The sequence below is a fragment of the Gardnerella sp. c12Ub_1 genome (genome assembly GCF_055804375.1).
In genome coordinates this window covers 1,483,215-1,506,300 of record NZ_JANUZC010000001.1, presented here as the reverse complement: position 1 = coordinate 1,506,300, position 23,086 = coordinate 1,483,215, and the positions used below count along the sequence as shown (strand labels likewise).

The 23,086-nt window shown below is 47.9% G+C and carries 20 protein-coding genes; 10 read left to right on the top strand and 10 right to left on the bottom strand.

Features of this window, described 5'->3' with window-relative positions; genetic code table 11:
• Complete coding sequence (locus NYP65_RS06025) at positions 1 to 942, bottom strand: hypothetical protein (RefSeq protein WP_473410758.1); 942 nt, start codon at positions 940 to 942, stop codon at positions 1 to 3.
• A 156-nt stretch (positions 943 to 1,098) separates the two neighbouring features.
• Positions 1,099 to 1,650, bottom strand: coding sequence for a pantetheine-phosphate adenylyltransferase (gene coaD, locus NYP65_RS06020; RefSeq protein ID WP_018633895.1), 552 nt, complete (start codon positions 1,648 to 1,650; stop codon positions 1,099 to 1,101).
• Positions 1,651 to 2,101: 451 nt separating this feature from the next.
• Between coaD and NYP65_RS06015 the strand changes: the two genes are divergently transcribed.
• Positions 2,102 to 2,449: a DUF3039 domain-containing protein gene (locus NYP65_RS06015; RefSeq protein WP_032819058.1), complete on the top strand. Its 348-nt coding sequence runs from the start codon at positions 2,102 to 2,104 to the stop codon at positions 2,447 to 2,449.
• A 50-nt stretch (positions 2,450 to 2,499) separates the two neighbouring features.
• Here NYP65_RS06015 and NYP65_RS06010 read toward each other — a convergent pair whose 3' ends face one another.
• Positions 2,500 to 3,909, bottom strand: a complete 1,410-nt coding sequence (locus NYP65_RS06010; protein WP_473410757.1) for a nicotinate phosphoribosyltransferase — start codon at positions 3,907 to 3,909, stop codon at positions 2,500 to 2,502.
• A gap of 177 nt (positions 3,910 to 4,086) precedes the next feature.
• Here NYP65_RS06010 and cysS point away from each other — a divergent pair, with 177 nt between their 5' ends.
• From cysS to NYP65_RS05995, 3 genes are read left to right on the top strand one after another with little or no spacing between them, the layout of a single operon-like run.
• Positions 4,087 to 5,682 (top strand): cysteine--tRNA ligase, encoded by a 1,596-nt coding sequence (gene cysS / locus NYP65_RS06005; protein ID WP_473410756.1) that lies wholly within the window; start codon positions 4,087 to 4,089, stop codon positions 5,680 to 5,682.
• A gap of 51 nt (positions 5,683 to 5,733) precedes the next feature.
• The gene (ffh, locus tag NYP65_RS06000) at positions 5,734 to 7,440 is read left to right on the top strand and encodes a signal recognition particle protein (RefSeq protein WP_102704727.1); all 1,707 of its coding nucleotides are present in this window, start codon (positions 5,734 to 5,736) and stop codon (positions 7,438 to 7,440) included.
• Positions 7,441 to 7,462: 22 nt separating this feature from the next.
• Entirely contained in the window at positions 7,463 to 8,524 is a 1,062-nt protein-coding gene (locus NYP65_RS05995; RefSeq protein ID WP_473410755.1) for an endonuclease/exonuclease/phosphatase family protein, read from the top strand.
• 121 nt (positions 8,525 to 8,645) lie between these two features.
• On the opposite strand, the gene NYP65_RS05990 is transcribed toward NYP65_RS05995, so the two are convergent.
• Positions 8,646 to 8,774, bottom strand: coding sequence for a hypothetical protein (locus tag NYP65_RS05990; protein ID WP_004131857.1), 129 nt, complete (start codon positions 8,772 to 8,774; stop codon positions 8,646 to 8,648).
• Between the two features lie 313 nt (positions 8,775 to 9,087).
• Here NYP65_RS05990 and rpsP point away from each other — a divergent pair, with 313 nt between their 5' ends.
• Genes rpsP through trmD form a run of 4 tightly spaced genes read left to right on the top strand, consistent with a single transcriptional unit; the run spans position 9,088 to position 11,211 of the window.
• Entirely contained in the window at positions 9,088 to 9,549 is a 462-nt protein-coding gene (gene rpsP / locus NYP65_RS05985; protein ID WP_004113466.1) for a 30S ribosomal protein S16, read from the top strand.
• 2 nt (positions 9,550 to 9,551) lie between these two features.
• A complete protein-coding gene (locus tag NYP65_RS05980) occupies positions 9,552 to 9,785 on the top strand; it encodes an RNA-binding protein (protein WP_004131855.1) in 234 nt (77 codons plus the stop codon).
• An 8-nt stretch (positions 9,786 to 9,793) separates the two neighbouring features.
• Entirely contained in the window at positions 9,794 to 10,378 is a 585-nt protein-coding gene (gene rimM, locus NYP65_RS05975; protein ID WP_004131853.1) for a ribosome maturation factor RimM, read from the top strand.
• Positions 10,379 to 10,407: 29 nt separating this feature from the next.
• A complete protein-coding gene (gene trmD / locus NYP65_RS05970; protein ID WP_004574709.1) occupies positions 10,408 to 11,211 on the top strand; it encodes a tRNA (guanosine(37)-N1)-methyltransferase TrmD in 804 nt (267 codons plus the stop codon).
• Between the two features lie 510 nt (positions 11,212 to 11,721).
• Here trmD and rsmD read toward each other — a convergent pair.
• Positions 11,722 to 12,306 (bottom strand): 16S rRNA (guanine(966)-N(2))-methyltransferase RsmD, encoded by a 585-nt coding sequence (gene rsmD / locus NYP65_RS05965; protein ID WP_353938371.1) that lies wholly within the window; start codon positions 12,304 to 12,306, stop codon positions 11,722 to 11,724.
• Positions 12,307 to 12,548: 242 nt separating this feature from the next.
• On the opposite strand from rsmD, the gene uriH reads away from it, so the two are divergent.
• Positions 12,549 to 13,496 carry a uridine-preferring nucleoside hydrolase UriH gene (gene uriH / locus NYP65_RS05960; protein ID WP_016635661.1) on the top strand — a complete coding sequence of 316 codons (948 nt, stop codon included), beginning with the start codon at positions 12,549 to 12,551 and terminating at the stop codon, positions 13,494 to 13,496.
• Positions 13,497 to 13,603: 107 nt separating this feature from the next.
• Complete coding sequence (gene uriT, locus NYP65_RS05955) at positions 13,604 to 15,025, top strand: uridine transporter UriT (RefSeq protein WP_473410754.1); 1,422 nt, start codon at positions 13,604 to 13,606, stop codon at positions 15,023 to 15,025.
• Between the two features lie 280 nt (positions 15,026 to 15,305).
• Here the strand turns inward: uriT and NYP65_RS05950 are convergent, their stop codons facing one another.
• The 5 genes from NYP65_RS05950 to mvaD form a co-directional block, all read right to left on the bottom strand.
• Entirely contained in the window at positions 15,306 to 16,454 is a 1,149-nt protein-coding gene (locus NYP65_RS05950) for a PfkB family carbohydrate kinase (protein WP_004131834.1), read from the bottom strand.
• Positions 16,455 to 16,562: 108 nt separating this feature from the next.
• Positions 16,563 to 18,944: an ATP-dependent DNA helicase RecG gene (locus tag NYP65_RS05945; RefSeq protein ID WP_473410753.1), complete on the bottom strand. Its 2,382-nt coding sequence runs from the start codon at positions 18,942 to 18,944 to the stop codon at positions 16,563 to 16,565.
• A 222-nt stretch (positions 18,945 to 19,166) separates the two neighbouring features.
• Entirely contained in the window at positions 19,167 to 19,361 is a 195-nt protein-coding gene (rpmB, locus tag NYP65_RS05940) for a 50S ribosomal protein L28 (RefSeq protein ID WP_004105392.1), read from the bottom strand.
• A gap of 142 nt (positions 19,362 to 19,503) precedes the next feature.
• Positions 19,504 to 21,933 carry a type 2 isopentenyl-diphosphate Delta-isomerase gene (gene fni / locus NYP65_RS05935; protein ID WP_473410752.1) on the bottom strand — a complete coding sequence of 810 codons (2,430 nt, stop codon included), beginning with the start codon at positions 21,931 to 21,933 and terminating at the stop codon, positions 19,504 to 19,506.
• The gene (gene mvaD, locus NYP65_RS05930; protein ID WP_473410751.1) at positions 21,926 to 23,083 is read right to left on the bottom strand and encodes a diphosphomevalonate decarboxylase; all 1,158 of its coding nucleotides are present in this window, start codon (positions 23,081 to 23,083) and stop codon (positions 21,926 to 21,928) included. The genes fni and mvaD overlap by 8 nt, the downstream gene beginning before the upstream one ends.
• Between the last annotated feature and the right edge of the window lie 3 nt (positions 23,084 to 23,086).

The window sequence follows — 23,086 nt, the reverse complement described above, 5'->3', positions numbered from 1 at the left end:
TTAATTCCTTTCGTCGTCGCTTCTTTCACTGCTTTCGCTGTTAAATTCTTCATCTATCTTACTCGCAGCCTGATTTTGCACATGTGCAGCTGCGCGTCTACGCTCTTCCAAAACACGCTGACCCGCTTGAACGTCTTGCTCAAGCTTATCTAATTGCTGCTTTAAGCCTTCCATAACCGTGGCGCTGTACTGATCCGCACCGCGAGTAAGCTTTTCGGCCTTTGCTTGCGCATTGTTTACAATCTCGCGCGCTTGATTCTTTGCAATCGCAACAACATTTTCTTGACCTGCCAAGAATCTGGCTCGCTCCTGAGCTTCCTCAACCATTTGCGCAGCCTGACTTTGAGCCGAACTTACAACAGAATTTGCTTGAGCTTGAGCCGTTCGCAAACGCCTCTCTGCCTCTCGCATTAACGCACTAGCGCGCTCCAGCTGAACAGGCAGCATGTCTTTTAGCCTAGACAAATAATCGCCAAACTCTTCGCGATCCACCTTTGCCATTCCAGCAGCAAAAAGCACTCCCTTTGCGCTATTTAACGCCGTTTCCATCGTGTCGATTATGTCGTACACAGTAGTGAACTCTTCACGCGACTTTGTGCGCACTTCCTCACTAACGGTTTGCGGATCTGCTGCCTTAAACACGTTTTCTTCTTCGTCGTCAAACGCTATTGCACCGCCGTCTTCTCGCTCGCGCAAATCTGGCATTGGGAACAAGTTTTGCACATTATCGCCAGCAGACGCAGAATCGCCAGCAGCCGCTGAGTCGCTAGCAGCGTCACTAGCATCATCATTAACCTTACTTGCCGCAGGCACAGCGTCGTAAGCTTCAAAAGCAGCACTAGGCGAATCGTCGTTGTTTGCAATCACTGGATTTAATGGCAACTTTTGGCTGCGATTTGCCGATACTTGGCTTTCCATTGTGTCGTCTTCGTTTTCGCTCATTTTCGCTCCTTCGCTAAGTAGCTGCTCTCTTATCTCTTAACAATTTTATTGTATGTATTTTAGTACGTATTTATTTAGTACGTATTTATTTTAGTAATATTGTACTTATTTCGGTGATATTTAACTTGCCATTACAATATTTCGCTAATTTTATGATTACGATACATTTGTTTTAGAAAAAACGCTTTGCAAAAGTGGAATCACATTATTTGGCACCATTCCCGAAACATCGCCACCATGACGAGCCACATCTTTTACAACAGAGCTAGAAACATGCTCCAAAATAGGATCCGCTGGCAAAAACATGGTTTCAATGCCAGCCAACTTGCGATTAACCAGCGCCATTCCAAGCTCCGCCTCGTAGTCGCCATTTTGACGCAATCCCTTAACGATTACGGTTGCTCCAACTTTTTTGCAATAATCTGTAATAAGACCATCTGTAGAAGAAACAACTATTTTACACGCTGGCGATTTAGCAGCACCGCGCAAAGGTGGCGCAAACTTGCCGATTGGCGAATCGTCTTTTAAGTCTTCCAGCGCCTTGCGAATAATATCCACGCGCTCCGACTCGGAAAACATGGGCGTTTTGGCCGCATTAACCGCCACTAAAACATGCACTTCGTTAAAAAGATGCGTACAACGTTGTATCACGTCTAAGTGCCCGGCTGTAACGGGATCGTAGGAGCCTGGGCAAACAGCTATAGTCATATATTTAGGTTACCACGAATCTGCCACGAGCTAGACGCGAGCCGCAACTAGCATATTTTGCACGAGTTTGTACTAGATTTACGGCGTATTATGTCGTTCGCACGGATTAGCCGTGCGAACGTCTTCGCCACGCAGAAGCAGTGCTTCTGCCTTGAGTGGCTCAGCGAATCGAAGTGCACTCGCGCGCTACGCTATTCCTCACGGCTATTAGTAGCCGTTCGGCTGATTTGGCATGTAAAGTCCACTGGACTTTACATTTGAGCCAAATCACGCTTTGAAGGAGCTTGAAATGCGTTATGCAATTTCAAGCTCAGTCAAAGCGCCCATGCAAGTCGATTCGTGTGTTTGTTGCGATTATGAATTATGCTTGTATAAACATAAATCGCAAGCAACAAAACACGATTTATGCAAACATGATTTGTGTGAAAAGGATTTGTACGAAAGGGATGCAATGACGTTTTCAAATGATTCAAAATATGGCGATCGCTCAAACGCTGCTAATTTGAACGCTGTTATGGAAGACGATTCGCAAAGCCTCCCAGATTCTGGGTCTAGCACAAGCACAAGTGTGCTCGAAAAACCAGAAGTAGACGAATCCGCAAAAATGGACGACGGCGGCGACGCAGACCGCTTTGCACACTACGTTTCCAAAGATCGCGTAATCGAATCGCGCTTGACTGGCCGCCCTGTTGTGGCGCTGTGCGGAAAAGTGTGGATTCCAAAACGCGAAGCAAACGACTACCCTGTTTGCCCAGAGTGCAAAAAAATCTACGAAGAGATGAACAATCTGGGCTTTTAGAGTAACGTCAAATTAAAGCTGATTTATAAACTAGCCTAAGCTAACTCAAACTAGCCTAAAACGTTGATTTCTGTAGGAATCGCAGGATCGCCGCGCATAAGACTTTGAGCAGAAATCGGAAGTCTGCTAAGCGCTTTGGCGCAATAATCCTGTGCGCGCATAATCGCGTCATGACCCATAAACTCCGTATTAAATTCGCCATTTTGCACGTAGTCAACTAGCAAATCTTCCCAAGAATCTTGCGGCTTAAAATCAGCGAGCGCACTCTCCGATCCAGAAATCACGCGCTCGCAGTCAGCTACGCCATTGCCAGCAGCGCCACCATTCGCACCGCCACTAAAATCGTAGGAACGATACGCAAGTTTACGCCCTGGAACAGTAGCCTTATTCTTAGACTTCTTAGCAACAGGTTGCATAACGCCATCCGCGCCCTGGCGCTCCGTAAGCTTATAAACCATTGCGCAAGTAGGCGCGCCCGAACCTGTAACAAGCATTGTGCCAATGCCGTAGGAATCGACTGGCGCGTTTTGCAAAGACGCAAGAGCGTACTCGTCCAAATCGTTAGTAACTGTGATTTTAGTGTTTTTAGCGCCTAACGCATCGAGCTGCGCGCGCACGCGACGAGCCATAACACACAAATCTCCCGAATCAATGCGAACGCCGCCAAGATTCGCGCCAGCAACCTGAACGGCGGTTTTAACAGCCTCTTCCACGTTGTACGTATCTACTAACAGCGTTGTTCCCTTGCCAAGCGCGGCAATTTGCGATTCAAAAGCATCGCGCTCGCGGTCGTGCACAAGAGTAAAGCAATGCGCGGCCGTTCCAATCGCCTTAAGACCGTAAAGCTTTGCCGCGAGCAAGTTTGCAGTGCCCTTAAAACCGCCGATTACCGCCGCGCGAGAGGCAGCCACTGCCGACCACTCGTTTGTGCGCCTGCCGCCCATATCCATGCACGGCCTTCCAGCAGATGCGGAAACCATGCGTGCGGCGGCGCTCGCCACTGCGCAATCGTAGTTAAGCACGGAAAGCAGCAGTGTTTCTAGCAATGTGCATTCGCCGAAAGTGCCTTCAACTTGCAAAATTGGCGAATCTGGGAAGAACATTTCACCTTCCCTGTAACCGCGAATTTTGCCGCTAAAATGGTAGTTTTCTAGCCATTTAATGGTGTCTTTGCTTACGATTTTGCGGTCTTGCAAAAATCGCAAATCCTCGTCACTAAAGTGGAATCGCGCTAGCTCCTCTAGGATTCTGCCTGTGCCTGCTACCACTCCGTAGCGTCGGCCTTGCGGAAGATGCCTCGTAAAAATCTCAAAAACGCATTTGCGGTCTGCTGTGCCGTCTTTTAGCGCTGCGTCTAGCATTGTGTACTCGTACATATCGGTCATGAGTACGGAAGAGTTTGCGTAGGATTTTACGTCAGACTTTACTTCAGACTTTGCGAAATCAAAAGAATCAATCATTTTCAATCCTTTCTTGCGATTTTAGTGGCGTGCATTCGGCGGGCGGTTAATGGCCATTTTTCCGTAGCTGCGCTTGCATTTTCTATCTGCTTGCAATCATAGTCCTATGCCTATCTACGCATTTTGCGCGACGAAGACGTTAGCGCGGAGTTATTAGCTAAACATATAATTGAGATTATGCTTGAAAATACGAACAGAACTCTTACGTCCGCAGCCGCGCGATTGCGCTTATATAACACAGCAACGCACAACACTAGCGAGTTTACAACCGTTACTCCTGGTCATGTTGGAATGTACGTGTGTGGTGCAACTGTGCAAAGCTCGCCGCACATAGGCCATATTCGCGCAGCAATCGCCTTCGACATTGTTCGCAGATGGCTTTTACGCCTTGGCTACAGTGTTACTTTTGTTAGAAACGTTACAGATATAGACGATAAAATCATCAAAAAAGCTAGTGAAAATGGCCAAACATGGTGGCAGCGCGCGTACATTTACGAGCGCGAATTCACTAAAGCTTACGATACGCTTGGCGTTATGCCGCCAACTGTGGAGCCGCGCGCGACTGGTCACATCAACGACATGGTGGAGCTTATACAGCGCTTGATTGATCGCGGCCACGCTTACGCAATAACAGACACGAATGGCAATCCTACTGGAAACGTGTATTTTAGTGTTCCAAGTTGGCAAGATTATGGCGCGCTTACGCATCAAAATGGCAATTCAGATGGCAGCAATAGCGACGACAAATCCAGCAAGGCCGACAAATACAATCCGATTGACCCTGCCGACGCAAGCCCAGATAAGCACGATGCTCGCGATTTTGCGCTTTGGAAAGCACCTTGCGATTTTGACCAAAAAGACGCGCGCTGGAATACGCCGTTTGGAGCAGGCCGACCAGGATGGCACATTGAATGCTCGGCGATGAGTCACCGCTATCTTGGCGATTCCTTCGACATTCACGGCGGCGGACTAGACTTGCGCTTCCCACACCACGAGAATGAGATGGCACAAACACTCGCTGCCGGATGGAAGAGTGCAAACGTGTGGATGCATTCCGCTTGGGTTACATCTAAGGGCGAGAAAATGAGCAAATCCCTTGGAAACGGCCTTTCGGTTCCATCTGTTTTGGCTCAAAAATCCGCGTGGGTTGTGCGATACGCACTAGGCGGCGTGCAATATCGCGCAATGCTGGAGTGGTCGGATCAATCTTTGAACGAGGCACAATCTGCTTATGATCGCATATCTAACTTCCTCGAGCGCGCTTGCCGCGTAATCGAAAATCAGCCAGATTATGCGGAAGTTCAGGGCGTTGATGCAGATAATCTTCCAGAAGATTTTACTAAAGCTATGAACGACGATATTAACGTTTCGGGCGCGCTGGCCGCGATTTTTACTGCGATTCGCTCTGGCAACGCGCTTTTGGACGACTATGCGCAAAGTCAAGATAACAGTCAAAACGATAGTATTAAAAACCTTCTTAAGACTTGTGTTTTGCAAGTTCGTGCAATGCTAGACACGCTTGGATTAGACCCTTACTCTCCACAATGGCGCAGTAACGCGCAAAAATCGCAAGATTTAGGAGAAGACGCAGATAATGGCGCAAGCGCAGAACACAAGGCTCTTGAATCTTTGATTACAAATCAGCTGGAACAAAGGGCGATTGCGCGCGCCGCTAAGGATTTTGCACGCGCAGACGCGATTCGCGACTCTTTAACTGCCGCTGGAGTTGTAATCGAAGATTCCGCACAAGGGTCATCGTGGCATTTGTCTTAAGCAAAAACAATATAACAAAACATTCCAAACAACCTGTAGAATAGAGCAATTATGGCAGCATTTAGTTCGTTAACAGAAAGACTTTCTGGCGCATTCAAGCACTTGCGCAGAAAAGGCAAATTATCCGATTCCGACATAGACGGCACGATTCGCGAAATCCGCCGCGCACTTTTAGACGCAGACGTGGCTCTAGACGTTGTGCGATCTTTTACCGCTAAAATCCGCGAGCGCGCACTAGGCGAAGAGGTTTCTAGCGCGCTAAATCCTGCTCAACAGGTTGTGCGAATTGTAAACGACGAGCTTACAAACGTTTTGGGCGCAGGCGTTGAGCGTCCGCTGAATTTTGCAAAATACCCCCCAACCGTAATCATGCTTGCTGGTTTGCAAGGCGCTGGTAAAACAACGCTTGCAGGAAAATTGGGCTACTGGCTTAAAGATTCGGGACATACGCCTTTACTTGTTGCGGCGGATTTACAGCGCCCTAACGCCGTTACTCAGCTTGAGGTTGTTGCCGAGCGCGCAGGCGTGGCGATTTTTGCGCCAGAGCGAGGCGTGCAAAGTGATGGCGGCGGCGAAGTTGTTTCGGCTGGTTTAGCCACTGGGGATCCTGTTAAAGTTGCGCGAGATTCCATTGACTACGCGCGCGCAAAAATGTACGACACGGTTATTATTGATACCGCTGGTCGCCTTGGCGTGGACGATGCTCTTATGCATCAAGCGCGAGAAATTCGCGATGCTGTTAATCCGCAAGAAATTCTGTTTGTTATAGACGCCATGATTGGTCAGGATGCTGTTCGCACGGCTCAAGCGTTTAACGAGGGCGTTGACTTTACAGGCGTTGTGCTTTCTAAGTTAGATGGCGATGCGAGAGGCGGCGCTGCGCTATCTGTTGCAAGCGTTACAGGCAAGCCGATTTTGTTCGCTTCTACTGGCGAAGGTTTGAAGGATTTTGAGATTTTCCATCCAGATAGAATGGCCTCCAGAATCCTAGATATGGGCGATATTCTAACGCTTATTGAGAATGCACAAAAGCAGTTCGACGAGGAAGAGTCTCGAAAAGCGGCGGCTAAGATTTCCGAAGGAACTTTTGGACTAGACGACTTTTTGGATCAGCTTCAACAGGTTAAAAAGCTTGGTTCTATGAAGAAGATTCTTGGAATGATGCCTGGAATGGCGGCGCACAGACAGGAGCTTGAGCAGTTTGACGACCGCGAGATAGACCGCACAGAGGCGATTATTCGTTCGATGACGCCTAAAGAGCGCAAAGATACAAAGATTATCGATGGTTCTAGGCGCGCGCGAATCGCAGCTGGCGCGGGCGTTTCGGTTTCCGCAGTGAACGCGCTTTTGCAACGCTTTGAGCAGGCAGCTAAGATGATGAAGCGCATGAGCAATGGCGGCGGCGCAGGAATGCCTGGAATGGGCGGAATTCCTGGATTTGGCGGCGGCGCAGGAAAGTCGAAGCGCAAAGACAAAAAGAGCAAGAAGAAGGGCGGAAAGTCTGGTAATCCTATGCGCCGCGAGGCTGAGGAGCGCGCGCTAAGAGACCGCTTGTCTGGAAATTCTTATGCAAATAATTCGAATAATGGCGATGACGCGAATGGCGAATCTGCTTTTATGAAGAAGAAGCAGGATTTGCCTAATAATCTGCCAGAAAATCTTCAAAACCTTATGAGCGGCGAAGGTGATTTTGCTGGCGGAATGCCTGATTTGCCGCCAAACTTGGGCGGCGGACTCGCAGGTCTTTTTGGCAAATAAGCCAATAACAGATAATCAGTAGATGATTTACTCGATTTTACTTGCGATTTTACTTGTTGCGCTTGTTTTGCTTCTAGCTTGGCAGTTGCTTAGGTGGCTGCCAGCTGGAGCAGACGGGCTAAAACCACTGCCCTATGTTATTGCGCTGCTTCCAATTGCGCCGTTCTGTGCGGCGCTTGGGCTAATCGCCAGCGCTGTGGCTGCAGTTGCAACACGCTCGCAAAATGAATTTTATAAATCTTACGTATTTTTGTGTATTGCATATTTTGTGTTGTTCGTAATCTCTTTGAAATCGTATTCGCCCTATTTTGCAAAACGATTGATGCGAATAAAACAGGAAAAATCGCAGACAAGATCGCAGGAAAAATCACTAGAAATCCGCGTTATGACGCTTAATTGCAGATATGGCCACGCAAACGCAAGTCAAATAATAAAGATCGCAAAAACGCATAAAATAGATACGATTCTTTTGCAAGAAGTAAGCAAAAAACTTGTAAAAAACCTTGAAAAACTTGGCATTAAGCGTGATTTTGCGCATGTGCAATTGGGCAACGCGAACGACCACGAAAATGGCGGCTTTAACGCGATTTATACGCGACTAAGCAATGTTAAATCTTTTGGTAAGTCGATTAAGATTGATGCAGCAAACGTGCCAATTGTTACGGCGGAGGCTTGCGATTCTTCCGCGGAAAATATTCTAATAACATTCGCCTCAGCGCATCCAAAATCGCCTATGCGCGGATGCGCGGCTTGGTGCAGCGGAATAATGTCGCTTGCAAAAATCGGCGAAAATCATAATAAAAGCGGATGCAAAAAAGTCACAATAATCGGCGGAGACTTAAACTCTACTCCAGACCACCCAAGCTTTAGAACGCTACTAAAATCAGGCTTTTTCGACGCATCAATGCAAATCGGCAAGCGACTAAAGACTTGGCCAACGTGGCAAAAATGGCCGAATCTTGCGCTTGACCATGTGTTAGTAAAATCAAGCGGATGCATCGCTAAAGCCACAGAGCAAAGCACGATTCGCGTGGACGGCAGCGACCACTTTGCGCTAATCGTTTGCGTTTCAATCCTCCTCTAGCTCTATTCCTCACGGCTATTAGTAGCCGCTCGGCTGATTTGGCACATAAAGTCCACTGGACTTTATGCTTGAGCCAAATCACGCTTTGAAGGAGCTTGAAATGCGTTATGCAATTTCAAGCTCAGTCAAAGCGCTTATTCACGCGAATAACAACGTTCTTTGCGTACATTACTCCGCCAAGCAAGGTAGAGATTCGAGATTTTTCGCGGCGAATCGACGACTTCGAGCTGCATAGCGCGCGAGAAGTCACCTCGATTCGCTGAGCCGCTTAGAGCAGAAGCACTGCTTCTGCGCGGCGAAGGCGTGAGCGCGCTGTAACGCGCGAGCGTAGAAACACCCAGCCCTCCTACAACACCAAATAGGAAATAGGAAATATCGTTCACGCACTACGCTCTAAGCGCGAAGGCAGGTCGGAGCGAATAGTCCACGCAATCAGTCATAATAGAAAAGTTATTCGCGTGAATCGAAGCCCTCTTATCGACCACGCGAGGAACAGTGGAACTCGCAAGGAGTGCCCCACACCCGAGCGAAATTCTACGACTCTAGTTATAAGGAGAGCCATTTTGGCAACCAAGATTCGTCTTAAGAGATTGGGCAAGAAGTTCTACGCCTTCTATCGCGTTGTGATTTCTGATTCGCGCAACAAGCGCAACGGCAAGTCCATCGAAGAGATCGGCATCTACGATCCAAACAAGCAGCCATCTTTGATTCAGATTAAGTCTGATCGCGCACAGTACTGGCTTGGCGTTGGCGCACAGCCAACCGAACCAGTGTTGAAGCTGCTAAAGATTACTGGCGATTGGCAGAAGTTCAAGGGTCTTGAAGGTGCAGAAGGCACTTTGAAGACTAGCGAAGCTGGCCCAGATGCTCAAGCTCGCGTTGAAGCTGTAGAAGCCGAAGCTCAGAAGCTTAAGGCTGCTAAGTCCGAAGCCGCTGCAAAGGCTCAGGCTGCTGCAGAAGCCGCTAAGAACGAAGCCGAAGAAGCTCCAGCAGCAGATGCTGAAGCCGAGGAAAAGGCTGAGTAATTATGCTGGCTCAAGCTGTGGAACATCTCATTAAGAACATTGTGGATTTTCCAGATGACGTATCCGTGCGTTCTCATTCAAACGCTCGCGGCGAACTTTTGCGCGTGCGCGTAAATCCAGAAGACATCGGTCGCGTTATTGGAAGAAACGGTCGTACCGCTAATGCTATTCGTATTGTTGTTCAGGCTCTAAGCCGTCGCAATGTGCGCGTAGACATTATGGACGTACGTAAGTGAGATTGAACGTGGCTAAAAACCAACTTTTTGACAACCCTCAGCAAGGTTCAAACACCCTACTGAGGGTTTGTCGTATTGGAAAAGCGCAAGGATTAAAAGGCGAAGTCACGGTTCAAATCTTTACCGACGAACCTTATAATCGCTTTGAACCAGGCAATGTGCTTTACACGCAAGACGGCGAGCGCAAGTTTACAATCGAAGCCTCTCGCACTTTCAAAAACCGCTGGATTCTGCTTTTTGAACAGAGCCTAAATCGTAACGACGCAGAGGCATTAAACGGCTTGGAGCTTTACACTAAGGCTCAAAGCGCGGAAGAGTTAGAGCAAGAAAACGCCTGGTATATTAAGGATTTAGTAGGCCTTAGCGCGCGCATTTGTAAGAATAATTCACTTGGTGTTGCTCCTCGCGAAATCGGCAAAGTCGTAGACGTTGTGGACGGCGCGCAGTCGCTGCTTAAAATCCGCCTTTTGGAGCCAGTTGGCGATGATAAAATTGCGCTAGTTCCTTTTGTTCAAGCGCTTGTTCCCGAAGTAAATCTTAAAGACGAATATTTAACTTTAGACCCTCCAGGCGGCTTAATCCCTGGGCTTTAGCTAAAGACTTAAGCTTAAGGCTTATAAAAATGCAAATCGACATAATCTCCGTATTTCCAGAATATTTTCGCATGCTTGATTTAAGCTTGCTCGGCAAAGCGCAAGATAATGGCTTGCTTAAAATTAACGCGTACAATCTTAGAAGATGGACACACGACGTTCATCAATCTGTTGACGATACGCCAGTTGGGGGCGGCGCTGGAATGGTGATGAAGCCCGAAGTGTGGTCGGAGTGCCTTGATGAGCTGCTTTTTAGTGGCGACAATGGCGACAATGGCGATAACGGCACAATTCTAATATTCCCAAATCCTTCTGCACCACTGTTTTCGCAAAAAGACGCAACGCAATTAGCAAACGCAAAGCGACTTGTGTTTGGATGCGGCCGCTACGAAGGCTACGACGCGCGAATCCCAGAATACTACAAATCGCGCGGCTTAGATGTGCGCGAATATTCAATTGGCGACTACGTTCTTAATGGAGGCGAAGTGGCTGTTAGCGTTATGGTAGAGGCCATTACGCGCTTGATTCCAGGCTTTATGGGAAATCCCGAGTCGATTGTGGAAGAGTCGTATACGGGCGCGGACGCGATTCTTGAGCATCACCAGTACACGCGACCAACAACTTGGCGCGGCCTTAGCGTGCCTGCGATTCTCACTTCGGGAGACCACGCTAAAGTGGATCGATTCCGTAGAGATGATGCGTTGGAGCGCACAAGTCAAATTAGACCAGATTTGATTGAAAAACTTGATTGCAAGTCGCTTAGTAAGCAAGATAGAAAAACGCTGATTAGCCTTGGGTGGGAGGTTTCTGGCGATTCGCCGAAGCGCCTATAAATCTAGCTATCGCTAGCGCATTTCCTTGTTTGGTGTGTAGGAGGGCTGGGTGTTTCTTGTCTCACAACGCTCCGCCTATTACGTGTAGTCTGTTGTTGCGGTTGTTCCGATTCGGCTTTTTGTTTTGTTTTTGGTTTAAGTTTGTTTGTAGGGTGAGTCATTGGACTATTTGGTATCGGCTGCCGCTCTTATACTGTTCGACCAAGAATCACCCAGCCCTCTTACATGCTAAAACTTTTGCGTATCGCTAGTCGCCTGAGATTCTCGATTTTTCTTGCTCTCTCGGCGAGTCACCACCTTCGGCACTGCGAATCGACTTGCATGAGCGCTTAAAGCGTAGCGCGCGAATGCACTTCGATTCGCTGAGCTTGCTCAAAGTTGAAAGCACAGTGTGCTTTCAACGCAAGCGAAGACGTGAGCGCGCTGTAACGCGCGAGCGATACACCTCTTTCGCTGCGAAAAATCTCGAATCTCTACCTAGTTTGGCTACTCTATAAACGCAAATAAAAGTCATCGATTTGTAGTTTGAATAAACATTACGGCAGTTTCGCCATAGTTTCGCGTGTCGAAAATCTCCCACCCAGCGCAAATCTTAGGCGCAACACTGCGCGCGCTACGCTCCAAAACAATCAGCGTATCTGCCGCATCACTTACAACGCCGTTTTTAACCATGTTTTCAATCAAAAGCTCAACTTGCGCAGTCTCCAACGCATACGGCGGATCCACAAACACCAAATCGAAAGCCTCGCCGCTGTAGTCTTGCACAAATTGCTCCGCGCGCTTTTTATTTACGCGCGCGCTTAAATCTTCACTCCACGCGCTTTGGTTTTCTAGCACTTTAACGGTTTTTGCAATTAACGCTGCCGCAGCTGCATTCGCCTCCACGCACACAAGCTCTTTGGCGCCTCTAGAAATCGCCTCAATACCTAGAGCTGCAGTGCCTGCGAATAAGTCGAGTACGCGCGCTCCCCCGCACACTCCCCACGAGTCGAGTCTAGAAAAAATCGCCTCTTTTGTGCGGTCTGTTGTTGGTCTTGTGCATGACTTTGCGGCGCATAATGGCGTGCCCTTAAATCTTCCTGCAATTACGTGCATATTTTAAGCATATCATTTTAATTTATTTTGACTTATGTATCTTTTTTACTTGTGTCAAATTTTATACTTGTTAAAATTGTATTGGTCATTTGTTTATTAACATCAACAAATGTTGCTTAGCACTGGTTTCTGGCGATTTATCCCAAACTACGCTAAACAATGAAGTTTGCTAAAAAGCCTAAGCATAAAATATCTAAATCCCAAATACAACTGACATATAACTAAACAACTAAGGAGCAGCAATGACTTCAATCATTTTAGATTGCGACCCTGGCCACGACGACGCGATGGCAATTCTTCTAGCGCTTGGCAACCCAAACATTGATTTGATTGGCGTAACAACAGTCGGCGGTAATCAAAGCCTCGAAAAAGTTACGTACAACGCGCGAGCAACGCTAGAAATGGCTCACGCAACAAACATTCCAGTTCACGCAGGATGCGATCGCCCAATGATTCGCCCGCTAGAAGTGGCTGCATCCATTCATGGCGAAACTGGCCTAGACGGAGTAACGCTTCCAAAGCCAACTCGCCCATTAGACGAAGGCCACGCAGTAAACTGGATTATCAACACGATTATGAACAGCGAGCCAGGCACGATTACACTTGTTCCAACTGGCCCACTTACAAACATTGCAATGGCTGCGCGAATGGAGCCGCGAATCGTTAGCCGCGTTAAGGAAGTTGTGCTTATGGGCGGCGGCTACCACGTTGGCAATTGGAGCGCAGTTGCAGAATTTAACATTAAGGTAGATCCAGAAGCCGCTCACGTTGTGTTTAATGAAGATTGGCCTATTACAATGGTTGGCCTTGATTTAACGCACCAAGCACTTTGCACGCCGCAAGTGCAGGCTAAAATCGACGCAATCGGCACGCCTCTTTCTGCCTTTGCAAGCGGCTTGATGGACTTCTTCCGTAAGGCGTATCAAAATAATCAAGATTTTATTGACCCACCTGTACACGATCCATGCACGGTTGCATACTTGATTGACCACAGTGTTGTACAAACTCGCAGATGCCCTCTAGACGTTGAAATTAAAGGCGATTTAACACTTGGAATGACGGTTGCAGATTTGCGCGGACCAGAGCCATCAGCCAGCGAATGCCATACGCAAGTGGCCACTAAGCTTGACTTTAACAAGTTCTGGGATTTGATTATCGACGCTCTAAAGCGAATCGATGGAATCAAATAAGTCAAATAAGTCAAACAATAGACATCAAACAAATAAATAAAAGATAATAGAGAAAATCCCTAACAAGAGAAGATCCCTAATAACCAAACAAATATATAGGAGTTATTATGACTGAGGTTTCATCTCCAGCTCCACACATGTTAGACAAGGGCGGGCGCTCAATCGTAGCACTTATGACCGCACTTCTAGTGGCCATTTTTGCGTTCCAGCTAAACGCATCCATGCTATCCCCAGCACTCGCCACTATGACGCACGAGCTTAAAACAACAGATACGCAAATCGCGCTAACACAAACCGTGTTCTTTACTGCAGCAGCGCTGTTTTCGCTATTCCTACCTCGCTTAGCAGACCTTGTTGGTCGCAAAAAAGTACTTACAGGCATTCTGGTTTCAACCATTTTAGGATGCGTTATTAGCGCCATTGCACCAAATGTTACGGTTCTTATGATTGGCCGAATTCTTCAAGGCGCAAGCGGTCCAGTTGTGCCAATGTGCTTGATTATGCTGCGCGTGCGCGTTAGCGAAGAAAAGCGTTACGCAAAGTTGATGGCAATTTTAACGTCTGTAAACGGCGGAATTGCAGGCGTGGACGCACTTGCAGGCGGCTGGCTCGCAGGCAACTTTGGCTTTAGATCCGTGTTTTGGACTATGGCTATAATCGGCGTGATTGCAGTTCTTTTGGTTATATTCCAAACTGAAGAGTCGCACGCTCAAGACACTCCTAAGATGGATTGGGTTGGCGTTGTAACGCTTGGAATCGCGTTCTTGGCTGCATATCTTGCGATTAACGAAATCGGCAAACTTGCTAGCGCCAACTTGACGCTTGTTGCAGTTCTTGTAGTTCTTGCAATCGTTTTCTTTGTAATCTTCTGGAACGTAGAGGGCAAAAACTCCGCTCCGCTTGTTTCCACAAAATACATGAGCCAGCGCCGAACTTGGGGCTTGCTTTCTTGCACGCTTCTTACAATGACGGGCGTTTTTGCAATCATGAATGGCGTTGTTCCACAGCTTGCACAAGATGCTAAGTCTGGAGCTGCAATGAGCGCAAGTGTTGTGAGCTTTGCAACTCTTACACCATACGCAATCATTGGCTTTGTGTTTGGCCCTGTTGCTGGCATGCTTTCTGCAAAGTTTGGATACCGACTCGTTTTGCGCGCTGGAATCCTTGTAAGCGTTCTTGGCGTTGTATTTGGAATGTACGTTTCCGAGATGCCTTCTGTTTGGGGACTCGTAGTGCTTTCCTTGTGGCTTGGAATTAGCTACGCAGGTGTTGCAAACATTATGCTTAACGGCCTTGGAATTGTGCTTTCGCCTAAGGATAATCCTGGATATTTGCCTGGCATGAATGCTGGCGCGTTTAACCTTGGAGCAGGATTGAGCTTTGCGATTCTTTACGCTGTTATGACCAATTTTGCGCAGAACGCTGGAGCGACCACTGGCTACGTTGCTTCGATGATTGCTGGAATCGTGCTGCTTGCTCTAGCGTTTGCATGCTCGTTCTTAATCCCTAAGCCAGAAGATTGCGAGTGATTTGCTAATCAATCACTAGAGAATAACAGAATAAACTAAGACCGCAGTTTTTTTAGCTGCGGTCTTTTTTATATCAAAACAAAAATCCTACCGACTTTGTAGTGCGATTGTATAGCGACACGCCGTAAATCATATACAAACACACTACAAGGCAGGTAATCGCTCGCGCGTTACAGCGCGCTCGCGTTTTCGCAGCGCAGAAGCAGTGCTTCTGCCTTGAGCTGCTCAGCGAATCGAAGTGCATTCGCGCGCTACGCTTTAAGCGCTCATGCAAGTCGATTCACGCGCGCTCATGAATGCTTTGCATACGCTCCTCAACAAGCTCTGGCGTCATCGCCTCGTGCACCGCTTCAACAGACTCCATGTTAAGCGCAGCAGCAGCAACCGCAAATCGCCCAGTCTTAGAATTGTCAAAGTGGTTGTATCGCGCGTAAATCAAAGCTGCAGTCGCAGTATCACTAGAACCGTTGTCGTTGCCAACAGCCTTAGCGCCTTCGGATCCGTTTCCTCTAGAAACAATCATCCTTTGAACGCGCCGCAAAGGCACAGGATAAAACGCAATGCCTTCCCCAAGAATTCCATACGCAACGCCTTCTCGCCCAGAATTAACAAACACGCGCTTTACTCCACGCTTAAGCAGAGCCTTTGCGCATTGAATGGCAGACCTTTCGTCTACAGCGCAAATTCCAGTAAGCGCTTGCGATTCTGCAGTGTCTAAAACAAGAGTATCAATGCAATTTAAGCGCGAAAGTATTCTCGGCGCTTTTGCATCCGTTATTGCACGAACCATAATCGGCTTCTTGTAGTTATCGCACACCCATTCAAACGACTTTTGTGAAATATTGGTGTCGAGCGCAACAATATCTGCGTTTTCTATGATTGATATTCTTTCACGCAAAAAGTCTGGCGTCATGTAATCGTAGATGCTCATGTCATCTAGCGCCAAAAGCCTTTGACCAGAAGCGTCTCCAACGTACATGTAAGACGCTGTCATTGCGTCTGGAAGCTGCTTTGAGTAGCCTATATCTAGTCCATTTACGGATGCATCGATTTTGAACAGTTCGCCATTATGGTCGCCTCCGTACACAGAGACCAGACTTGCGCGCGTGTTCATCCTCTCTAAAGCAACTGCGATATTTCGCCCAACTCCGCCAAGCGCGTAGCGCACTTTTGCAGCGTTCGACGTGTAGTCCATAAGATCTCCGCACGCGATTCCCAAAACATCCATGCTTATTCCGCCGATTACAGTCACGTAGCTTGGTGGCGTAACAATGTAACCTTTGCCTCTAAGGTATCCCTTGCGAATCAAATTAGAAATGTGCGCGGCCACGCCCGATCGCGTAATGCCAGCTAAATCTGCAAGCTCTTGCTGACTAATCATAGGATTCTGCTGAATCCACGACAATATTTGTTGTTCGCGTTCAGTCATCTTTGCCTCGTCTCTCGCGTTTTTACCTTATATCTCTAGAATATTCAAAAATTGTCTTTTTCGCACGTAAATTGTAAAAAATTGTGCGATTTTCTTCTCGATTTTCTTCTAATTGCTCAAAATCGCAGTGCTACTTCCACGAGTAAAGTCTAAAACAGCTCCAGCGAGTTGCGTGTGATTTTGCAAAGTCGGGTCGATTGCAAGAATCGAGGTTGCGCATTGCCTTGCGTCTGCAATAATATGCGCGTCTTTAACAACTCGAAGCAGCTTTAAGCTTGATTTTCCGCCAGACTGACTGTCTCCTAAAACGTCTCCAGCGTTTCTAAGCTCCAAGTCTTTTTGCGCGATTACAAAGCCATCTAACGACTCTTCTACAACTTGCAAACGCTCTGCTGCCAACTCGTTGTCTTGAGCTGCAGATACCAAAAAAGCCCATGATTGCGTGCCAGAGCGCCCGACTCTGCCTCTAAGCTGATGAAGCTGCGCAAGGCCGAATCGCTCTGCGTTAAAAATCACTATGCAACTTGCTTTTGCAACGTCTACGCCAACTTCGATTACGGTTGTAGAAACCAAGATTTGCACTTTTCCGCTTTCAAAGTCGCTCATAATTTTGCGCTTCTCGTCGTCGCTTGTGCGGCCTGTAAGCTCAGCAAAATTGACGCCACTAAATTGAGCTAGGTTTTTAAGGCGGGTTAAAATTTGCGATACTGTGTGAACTTGCGAGTTAACTTGCGAATCGTTTAGTGGATTAGATGCGTATGCGCCAAAATCGCCAGCAACCGCGCAATCGCGATTATCGCCATTATCGCCATTATCATCATCGTCGATTCGCGCACAAACAATGTACGCGCGCTCCCCTGCGTCAATTCTGGAGCGAATGTGACTAAACATAGCGGCCATTTTTGCAAAGTCCAGCTCGTTTATAACAAAGGTGCGAATCGGCTTGCGGCCGCCTGGAAGCTCCGTTAAATAAGACGCGTCTAAATCACCAAACCAAGTCATTGCAGCGCTCCTAGGGATCGGCGTAGCAGTCATAACAAGAAGATGAACATCCGCATTATTGCTCATTTTTCGTATAAGCGAATCGCGCTGCTCAACGCCAAATCTGTGTTGCTCGTCGATAATCGCAAGCGCAAGGTTTGTGGGCTTAAAACTGGCGGAAAATGCGGCATGAGTGGCCACTATAATCGCTGGCTCGCCGCTTGCTACTTTTGCCAAAGCACTTCTTCGATCCGCCAGCTTCATCCCGCCCGTCACAAGCGTAATTTCAACGTTTATATGCGCGCGCGCAATCATTTTGCGCAAATTTTCGGCGTGTTGATGAGCCAGCACTTGAGTTGGCGCAACAAGAACCGCTTGATGGCCCGAACCAACAGCTTGAAGCATTGCGCTCATTGCAACAACCGTCTTTCCAGAGCCGACTTCTCCTTGCAAAAGACGACGCATTGGTTTTAATGGGGATTCTGCGGCTGCTTGCGATTCGCCCTGCGCGCCTTGCATATCTTCAGTAATCTCGCTAATAACGTTTTTTTGACCTTCCGTCAACGCAAATGGCAAACTTTCTTCAAACTGCTGCCTTAAAGCGCCATTGTTGCATTTATAAGCAGAGCCTAGACGCGAATTCTCGCGCGATTGCAAAACAGCAATTTGAGATATAAACGCCTCTTCAAAACGCATTGTGTTAATTGCACACGCAAAATCCTCTTTGCTTTGCGGATTGTGGATTGATTCAAACGCATCCGCACGGTGCATAAGATTTTTACTTGCGATTACGGATTGCGGAAGAATGTCTGGCAGGGATCCAGACAAGGATTCAGGCAGGGATTCAGGCGCAAAATCGCCACTACAATAACTCTTACAAAGTTGCAATAATCCTAAAATCGTCTCGTGAATATGGTCGCTAGAAATACGCGAATTTGCGTGATAAATCGGCCGAGGAGCGCATAACTTTTCAAACGCTTCTTCAACACTTTGTGCAACAAAATCGCCAGACGCGCTAGACTTGTCATCGTTGCTCTCATTGCTATCGTTGCTAGACTTCTCATCATCACTACACGCCGCTAAAACGCTTATAACTTGCGGATGCGTAAATTGCAAAACGCCATTAAACGCGCCGCTCGTGCCGCCCACAACAACGGTTTGACCAACGCTCATGCGGCTGCTAACCCATTGAGCGTATTGCTTGCTTTTTGAAAAATAGACGATTTGAGCGCGCGACGCATCTTGCGCAACGTTTACATCTAGGCGATACCCTCTTCGGGCATTCATTTGCACTAAGTTTATGGACTGTATAATCGCACAAAACGCCACTTCTTGACCTGGCAAAATTTGGCTTAAATGCGCGCGTTTTAGCGGATTTGTGACTCTAAACGGGTAGTACGTTAGCGCGTCTTTTACTGTGACTACACCTAGCGATTTTAATGCAGACACGCGGCGCTTGTTGCTTACGATTGAAGATATTGCTGTGTTAAGTGTTATGCGTGCTGCCATACTTCGATTATAATCGTTGCGCTACGATTTAAGCGAAAAGATAGGTCGTCGTTCGCGCGGTCTAAGCGCGCGAACGTCTTCGCCGCGCAGAAGCAGTGCTTCTGCTCTAAGCGGCTCAGCGCTCCGAATTGCCTTTTCGCGCTACGCTCTAAGCGAAAAGGCAGGTCGGAGCGAACAAAAAAGCCCCGAGCACTGCTCAGGGCCTTACATTTAACACGCGATTCACGCTTCAACACGCTGAACCTTGCCTGCCTTAATGCATTTTACGCACACACGAAGGCGAACATTTTCGCCATCAATGGTGGTGCGAACTGGCTGAAGGTTCGGGCGGAAGGTGCGCTTATTGCGAATGTGCGAATGTGAAACACTGAAACCGGTCTGCGGTCCCTTGCCACATACTGCGCAACGAGCTGCCATAATGGACTCCTATTTTCTTTGACTTGCAAGTCTTGCGTCGCTCATCCATGCAAATCCAAACGCGACTAACCGACGCTAAATCGCATAAACAAATAAGCATGCCTGAACGCACAACTACACAAGTATATCACCACACCAGACATTACAGCGAGAACGAGTTGGAATCAATCAAGATGCGCGAATTTTTGCGCAAGGCGGCAATATTCTTGCATCCAAGCAACGCCATTATTACGCGAATTTGCGCCTTCCAATCTTCAATCTGCTCAACAAGCGCGTCCGTACCGCCGCAAGTTAGCGTATGCAAGAACTCGCCAGCAACTCCAACCGCACTCGCCCCAAGCTTTAGCGCGCGCACAACATCAAGCGGCGTACGCACTCCTCCGCTTGCAAACACTTGCATTTGCGCACTATCGCAAGCAGCCGCACAATCGCAAGAATCGCGCAAAATCTCATCACATTGCGCTATATCCAGTAACGATTCAACAGTGGTAAGCCCCCAAGAATCAAGAAACTCGTAGCCGCGCCCACGCCCACGCCGTGCATTTTCAATCGCAACAAAATTCGTGCCGCCGCGTCCGCCAACATCAACCGCGCGCACGCCCACATTTTGCAAGCGCAACACATCCCGAGCGCTCATTCCGCATCCAGTTTCCTTAACAACAACTGGCACTTTCATTGAATCAAGCGCGCGCGCAATGGCCTCAATATTGCTAAGCCACGCGCTAAAATCGCGGTCTCCTTCGTTCATAACAAGCTCCTGCGCCGCGTTAAGGTGGATTTGCAACGCGTTTGCCTGCAAAATTTCCACAGCTTTAATCGCCTGCTCAACGCTTGCCCCAGCGCTTACATTCGCCATCACAAATCCGCGCGGATTAAAGCGCCGAATCACGCTAAAAGTCTCTGCAAGACGCGGATTTTTAAGCGCTGCGCTTAGCGAGCCAGAAGCCATTGCTACACCAGTTTTTTCCGCCACTTTTGCAAGCATTGCGTTTATATTTTCGCCATTCTTGCTGCCGCCCGTCATTGCGTTAATGTACAGCGGAACGTCCCATTTTTCGGATTCTCCAAACACGCGCACGCTTGTATCTACATCGCTTAGCGCCAATTGCGGCAACGCATTTGGAATAAATCGCACTTGTTCAAAACCAGCGTCCGCGTGCGATTTATATTGTTCGCACGCAAGTTTTATGTGATCGTTTTTGCGTTGCTCGATAAGCGAAAAATCGCCACTTTCATCAATTTCTGCGACTTTCAGATTAAGCGCCTCAATCCCACTTTTTTGCCATTCGTCTTTAATGCGAGCAAACACGGCATCAAAATCTTGTGCGCGCGCAATCGCGATTCCGCAATCTCCGCCGCCTGCGCCGCTTGTTTTTGCTGGCAATCCTGCGCAATTTGCTGCTTCTATTAGTCGCGTAAGTTTTGGCGTTTCGATTAGCGTTCCCGTGATTTCGCCAAGATCTTTTAGTAACGCACGATTTTGCGCGAATCCGCTTAACAACGCGTTAAAATCACCATTTTCTAGCGCATTTGCGATTTTTTGCACGCATTTTTCGCTTTGCGCGCAAAAATCTTCGTAGGTTTTAGCGTAAGTTTTAGTAGGATTGCGCGCGGTTAAATCACTAGTTGCTGCGCCAGCATTCGCGCCAGCTTTAACGCCAGCCTTCACGCTTCCAACAAGCTCCGCGCTACTTGCAGGGCTACCCGTCCACCCAACTAAAAGTCGCAAGCCGCCGCCCACTTTTAATCGTTTTACTTCAAATCGCGGCCATTTTCTTTGCATCAACTCGCACAAGCTGGAGTCTCCGCTTTCAATCATTTCTACTTCTGCTTTAAGCCATTCGCGATTGTACGCGCGGTACAATACCCATCCGCCGTATGCGCTGGCTGCCACGTCTCCGCCACTTCCCGACTTTTTTACTAGCGAAGACGCAATTATGGCTAATTTGCACAGTTCTGGCGTTGCAAGCGCCAATCCGTACCATTCACACAGCGCGCGCACAGCAGCCACCGTTACTGCAGCCGAAGATCCAAGCCCGTATTTTTTGCCCGTTTTTTTATCGTCTAAATCGCTTTCAATGTGTACGTTATACTCGCGCGTGTTGCCCAGTGCTTCCGCCGCACCCAACGCGCCCACCTCGCGCGCATATTCATCTACAACGTTCATTGCGGAAATCACATACGCGTAGTATTTTTTAATTTTTTCTACATTAGTTTGTTCTAGCAAATCGTTGGTTGCTGGCGATTTTTCCGCTGGCAAGTCGCAAGCAACCGAGCGCGAATCGCATCCGCATCCATCATTTTTATCTAAAATAAATTCCTTGTTATTGCCAAAACGCGCGCCGCCAAACTTCCAATACAACGGCTCAAAATTTTTATCCTCACACGTAATTTTTCCGTAAAAATTCCTACTACATGCACCATTTTCAAGAAAATCACAAGCTCCAGCCGCATCAACCGTAACTTTTACATAACGATTCACTGCTGTTACGATTGCAGCTCTTCCATCTACAACAGCGTATTCGCCTGCTATATAAAGCTTTCCAGGTGCTTCCGCTTGAAACTTAGTCATGATTTTCTCCGTACGCCGTTACGCTAACCGCATCGCCTGGGCGCGCAATAACACACTGCGGATTGGATTGCGACGACTCCGCCGATTCCACAGATTCCGTTGATTCAACAGATTCCGCCAAATCCGCCGATTTCTGCGACTCGCGCAAACTCTTAATCTCACTCAACACGCGCAAACTCAACTCATTTTTAACGCGCAAAGCATGCTCCGCGTTAGTTAAAACCTTAACATTTGGACCTGCGTCCATTGTAGCCCAAACAGGCCACCCCTCGCCGCGCATTTGATGCACAACTCTAAGCACGGCGTGCGATTCTTCGCTAAGGTAGTCAACGCTAGGATTGGCCGCGCGCATTGCAGCATGCATTCCTAAAGCGTTTCGCTCCGAAACCTCGCCCAAAGCCTCTAAATCACAGTTTTTAATCGCTTGCAAAGCCGTTGCAATGTCATCTTTACAACTTTCAATCCAACTTTTATAAAGCGGCGATGTTTCAACCGTTTGCCGCATTGCATTGCGGCTCGAAATCTTCTTTTTGCTTGTATTCAAAACAACAGCCACCATTGCAAGATTCAAATCTTTTGGCGATTCAATTGGCTCCGCATAACTTGTTTCGCTACTCACGCCCGCGTTCCACAACACCAATCCGCCATAAATCGACCTGCATGCCGACCCCGACCCTTTGCGCGATAAAATCGAAAGTTCGCGCGCGTTTAACCTAAGACCAGACGCATACGCTGACGCCGCAGCCAGCGCCGCAAAACCCGAGGCGCTAGACGCAAGACCTGCGGCCGTTGGAAACGTGTTTTTGCTTACGACTCGCGCATGGCTTTCGATTCCAGCCATTTTCCGCACCATGTCTAGCATTCTTACGATTCGCGCACGCTCTTCGCTTTGCAATAAATCGCCACTAAGCTCTGTGTTGTTTAAACAAACGGAGTCTTCTTTTAGAAAATCGTCAAAATGCACGCTAGTTTTAGTGGAAAATCCGCCTAAAGTCAAAGATAGCGAGGAAGAATACGGCAAAATAAGCTGCTCGTCGCGCTTTCCCCAATACTTGATTAGCGCAATATTTGCGTTTGCTTCCGCGATTGCGCAATGCGTTTGCATCGACTCGTCAAACGCTATTTTTGGCTCAATTTCAACGTTTTCCACAAT

Bases quoted from the DNA above. Each gene is read 5' to 3' on its own strand.
- NYP65_RS06025 (WP_473410758.1), bottom strand. From the start codon at position 942: ATGAGCGAAAACGAAGACGACACAATGGAAAGCCAAGTATCGGCAAAT.
- coaD (WP_018633895.1), bottom strand. From the start codon at position 1,650: ATGACTATAGCTGTTTGCCCAGGCTCCTACGATCCCGTTACAGCCGGG.
- NYP65_RS06015 (WP_032819058.1), top strand. From the start codon at position 2,102: ATGACGTTTTCAAATGATTCAAAATATGGCGATCGCTCAAACGCTGCT.
- NYP65_RS06010 (WP_473410757.1), bottom strand. From the start codon at position 3,909: ATGATTGATTCTTTTGATTTCGCAAAGTCTGAAGTAAAGTCTGACGTA.
- cysS (WP_473410756.1), top strand. From the start codon at position 4,087: ATGCTTGAAAATACGAACAGAACTCTTACGTCCGCAGCCGCGCGATTG.
- ffh (WP_102704727.1), top strand. From the start codon at position 5,734: ATGGCAGCATTTAGTTCGTTAACAGAAAGACTTTCTGGCGCATTCAAG.
- NYP65_RS05995 (WP_473410755.1), top strand. From the start codon at position 7,463: ATGATTTACTCGATTTTACTTGCGATTTTACTTGTTGCGCTTGTTTTG.
- NYP65_RS05980 (WP_004131855.1), top strand. From the start codon at position 9,552: ATGCTGGCTCAAGCTGTGGAACATCTCATTAAGAACATTGTGGATTTT.
- trmD (WP_004574709.1), top strand. From the start codon at position 10,408: ATGCAAATCGACATAATCTCCGTATTTCCAGAATATTTTCGCATGCTT.
- rsmD (WP_353938371.1), bottom strand. From the start codon at position 12,306: ATGCACGTAATTGCAGGAAGATTTAAGGGCACGCCATTATGCGCCGCA.
- uriH (WP_016635661.1), top strand. From the start codon at position 12,549: ATGACTTCAATCATTTTAGATTGCGACCCTGGCCACGACGACGCGATG.
- uriT (WP_473410754.1), top strand. From the start codon at position 13,604: ATGACTGAGGTTTCATCTCCAGCTCCACACATGTTAGACAAGGGCGGG.
- NYP65_RS05950 (WP_004131834.1), bottom strand. From the start codon at position 16,454: ATGACTGAACGCGAACAACAAATATTGTCGTGGATTCAGCAGAATCCT.
- NYP65_RS05945 (WP_473410753.1), bottom strand. From the start codon at position 18,944: ATGGCAGCACGCATAACACTTAACACAGCAATATCTTCAATCGTAAGC.
- rpmB (WP_004105392.1), bottom strand. From the start codon at position 19,361: ATGGCAGCTCGTTGCGCAGTATGTGGCAAGGGACCGCAGACCGGTTTC.
- fni (WP_473410752.1), bottom strand. From the start codon at position 21,933: ATGACTAAGTTTCAAGCGGAAGCACCTGGAAAGCTTTATATAGCAGGC.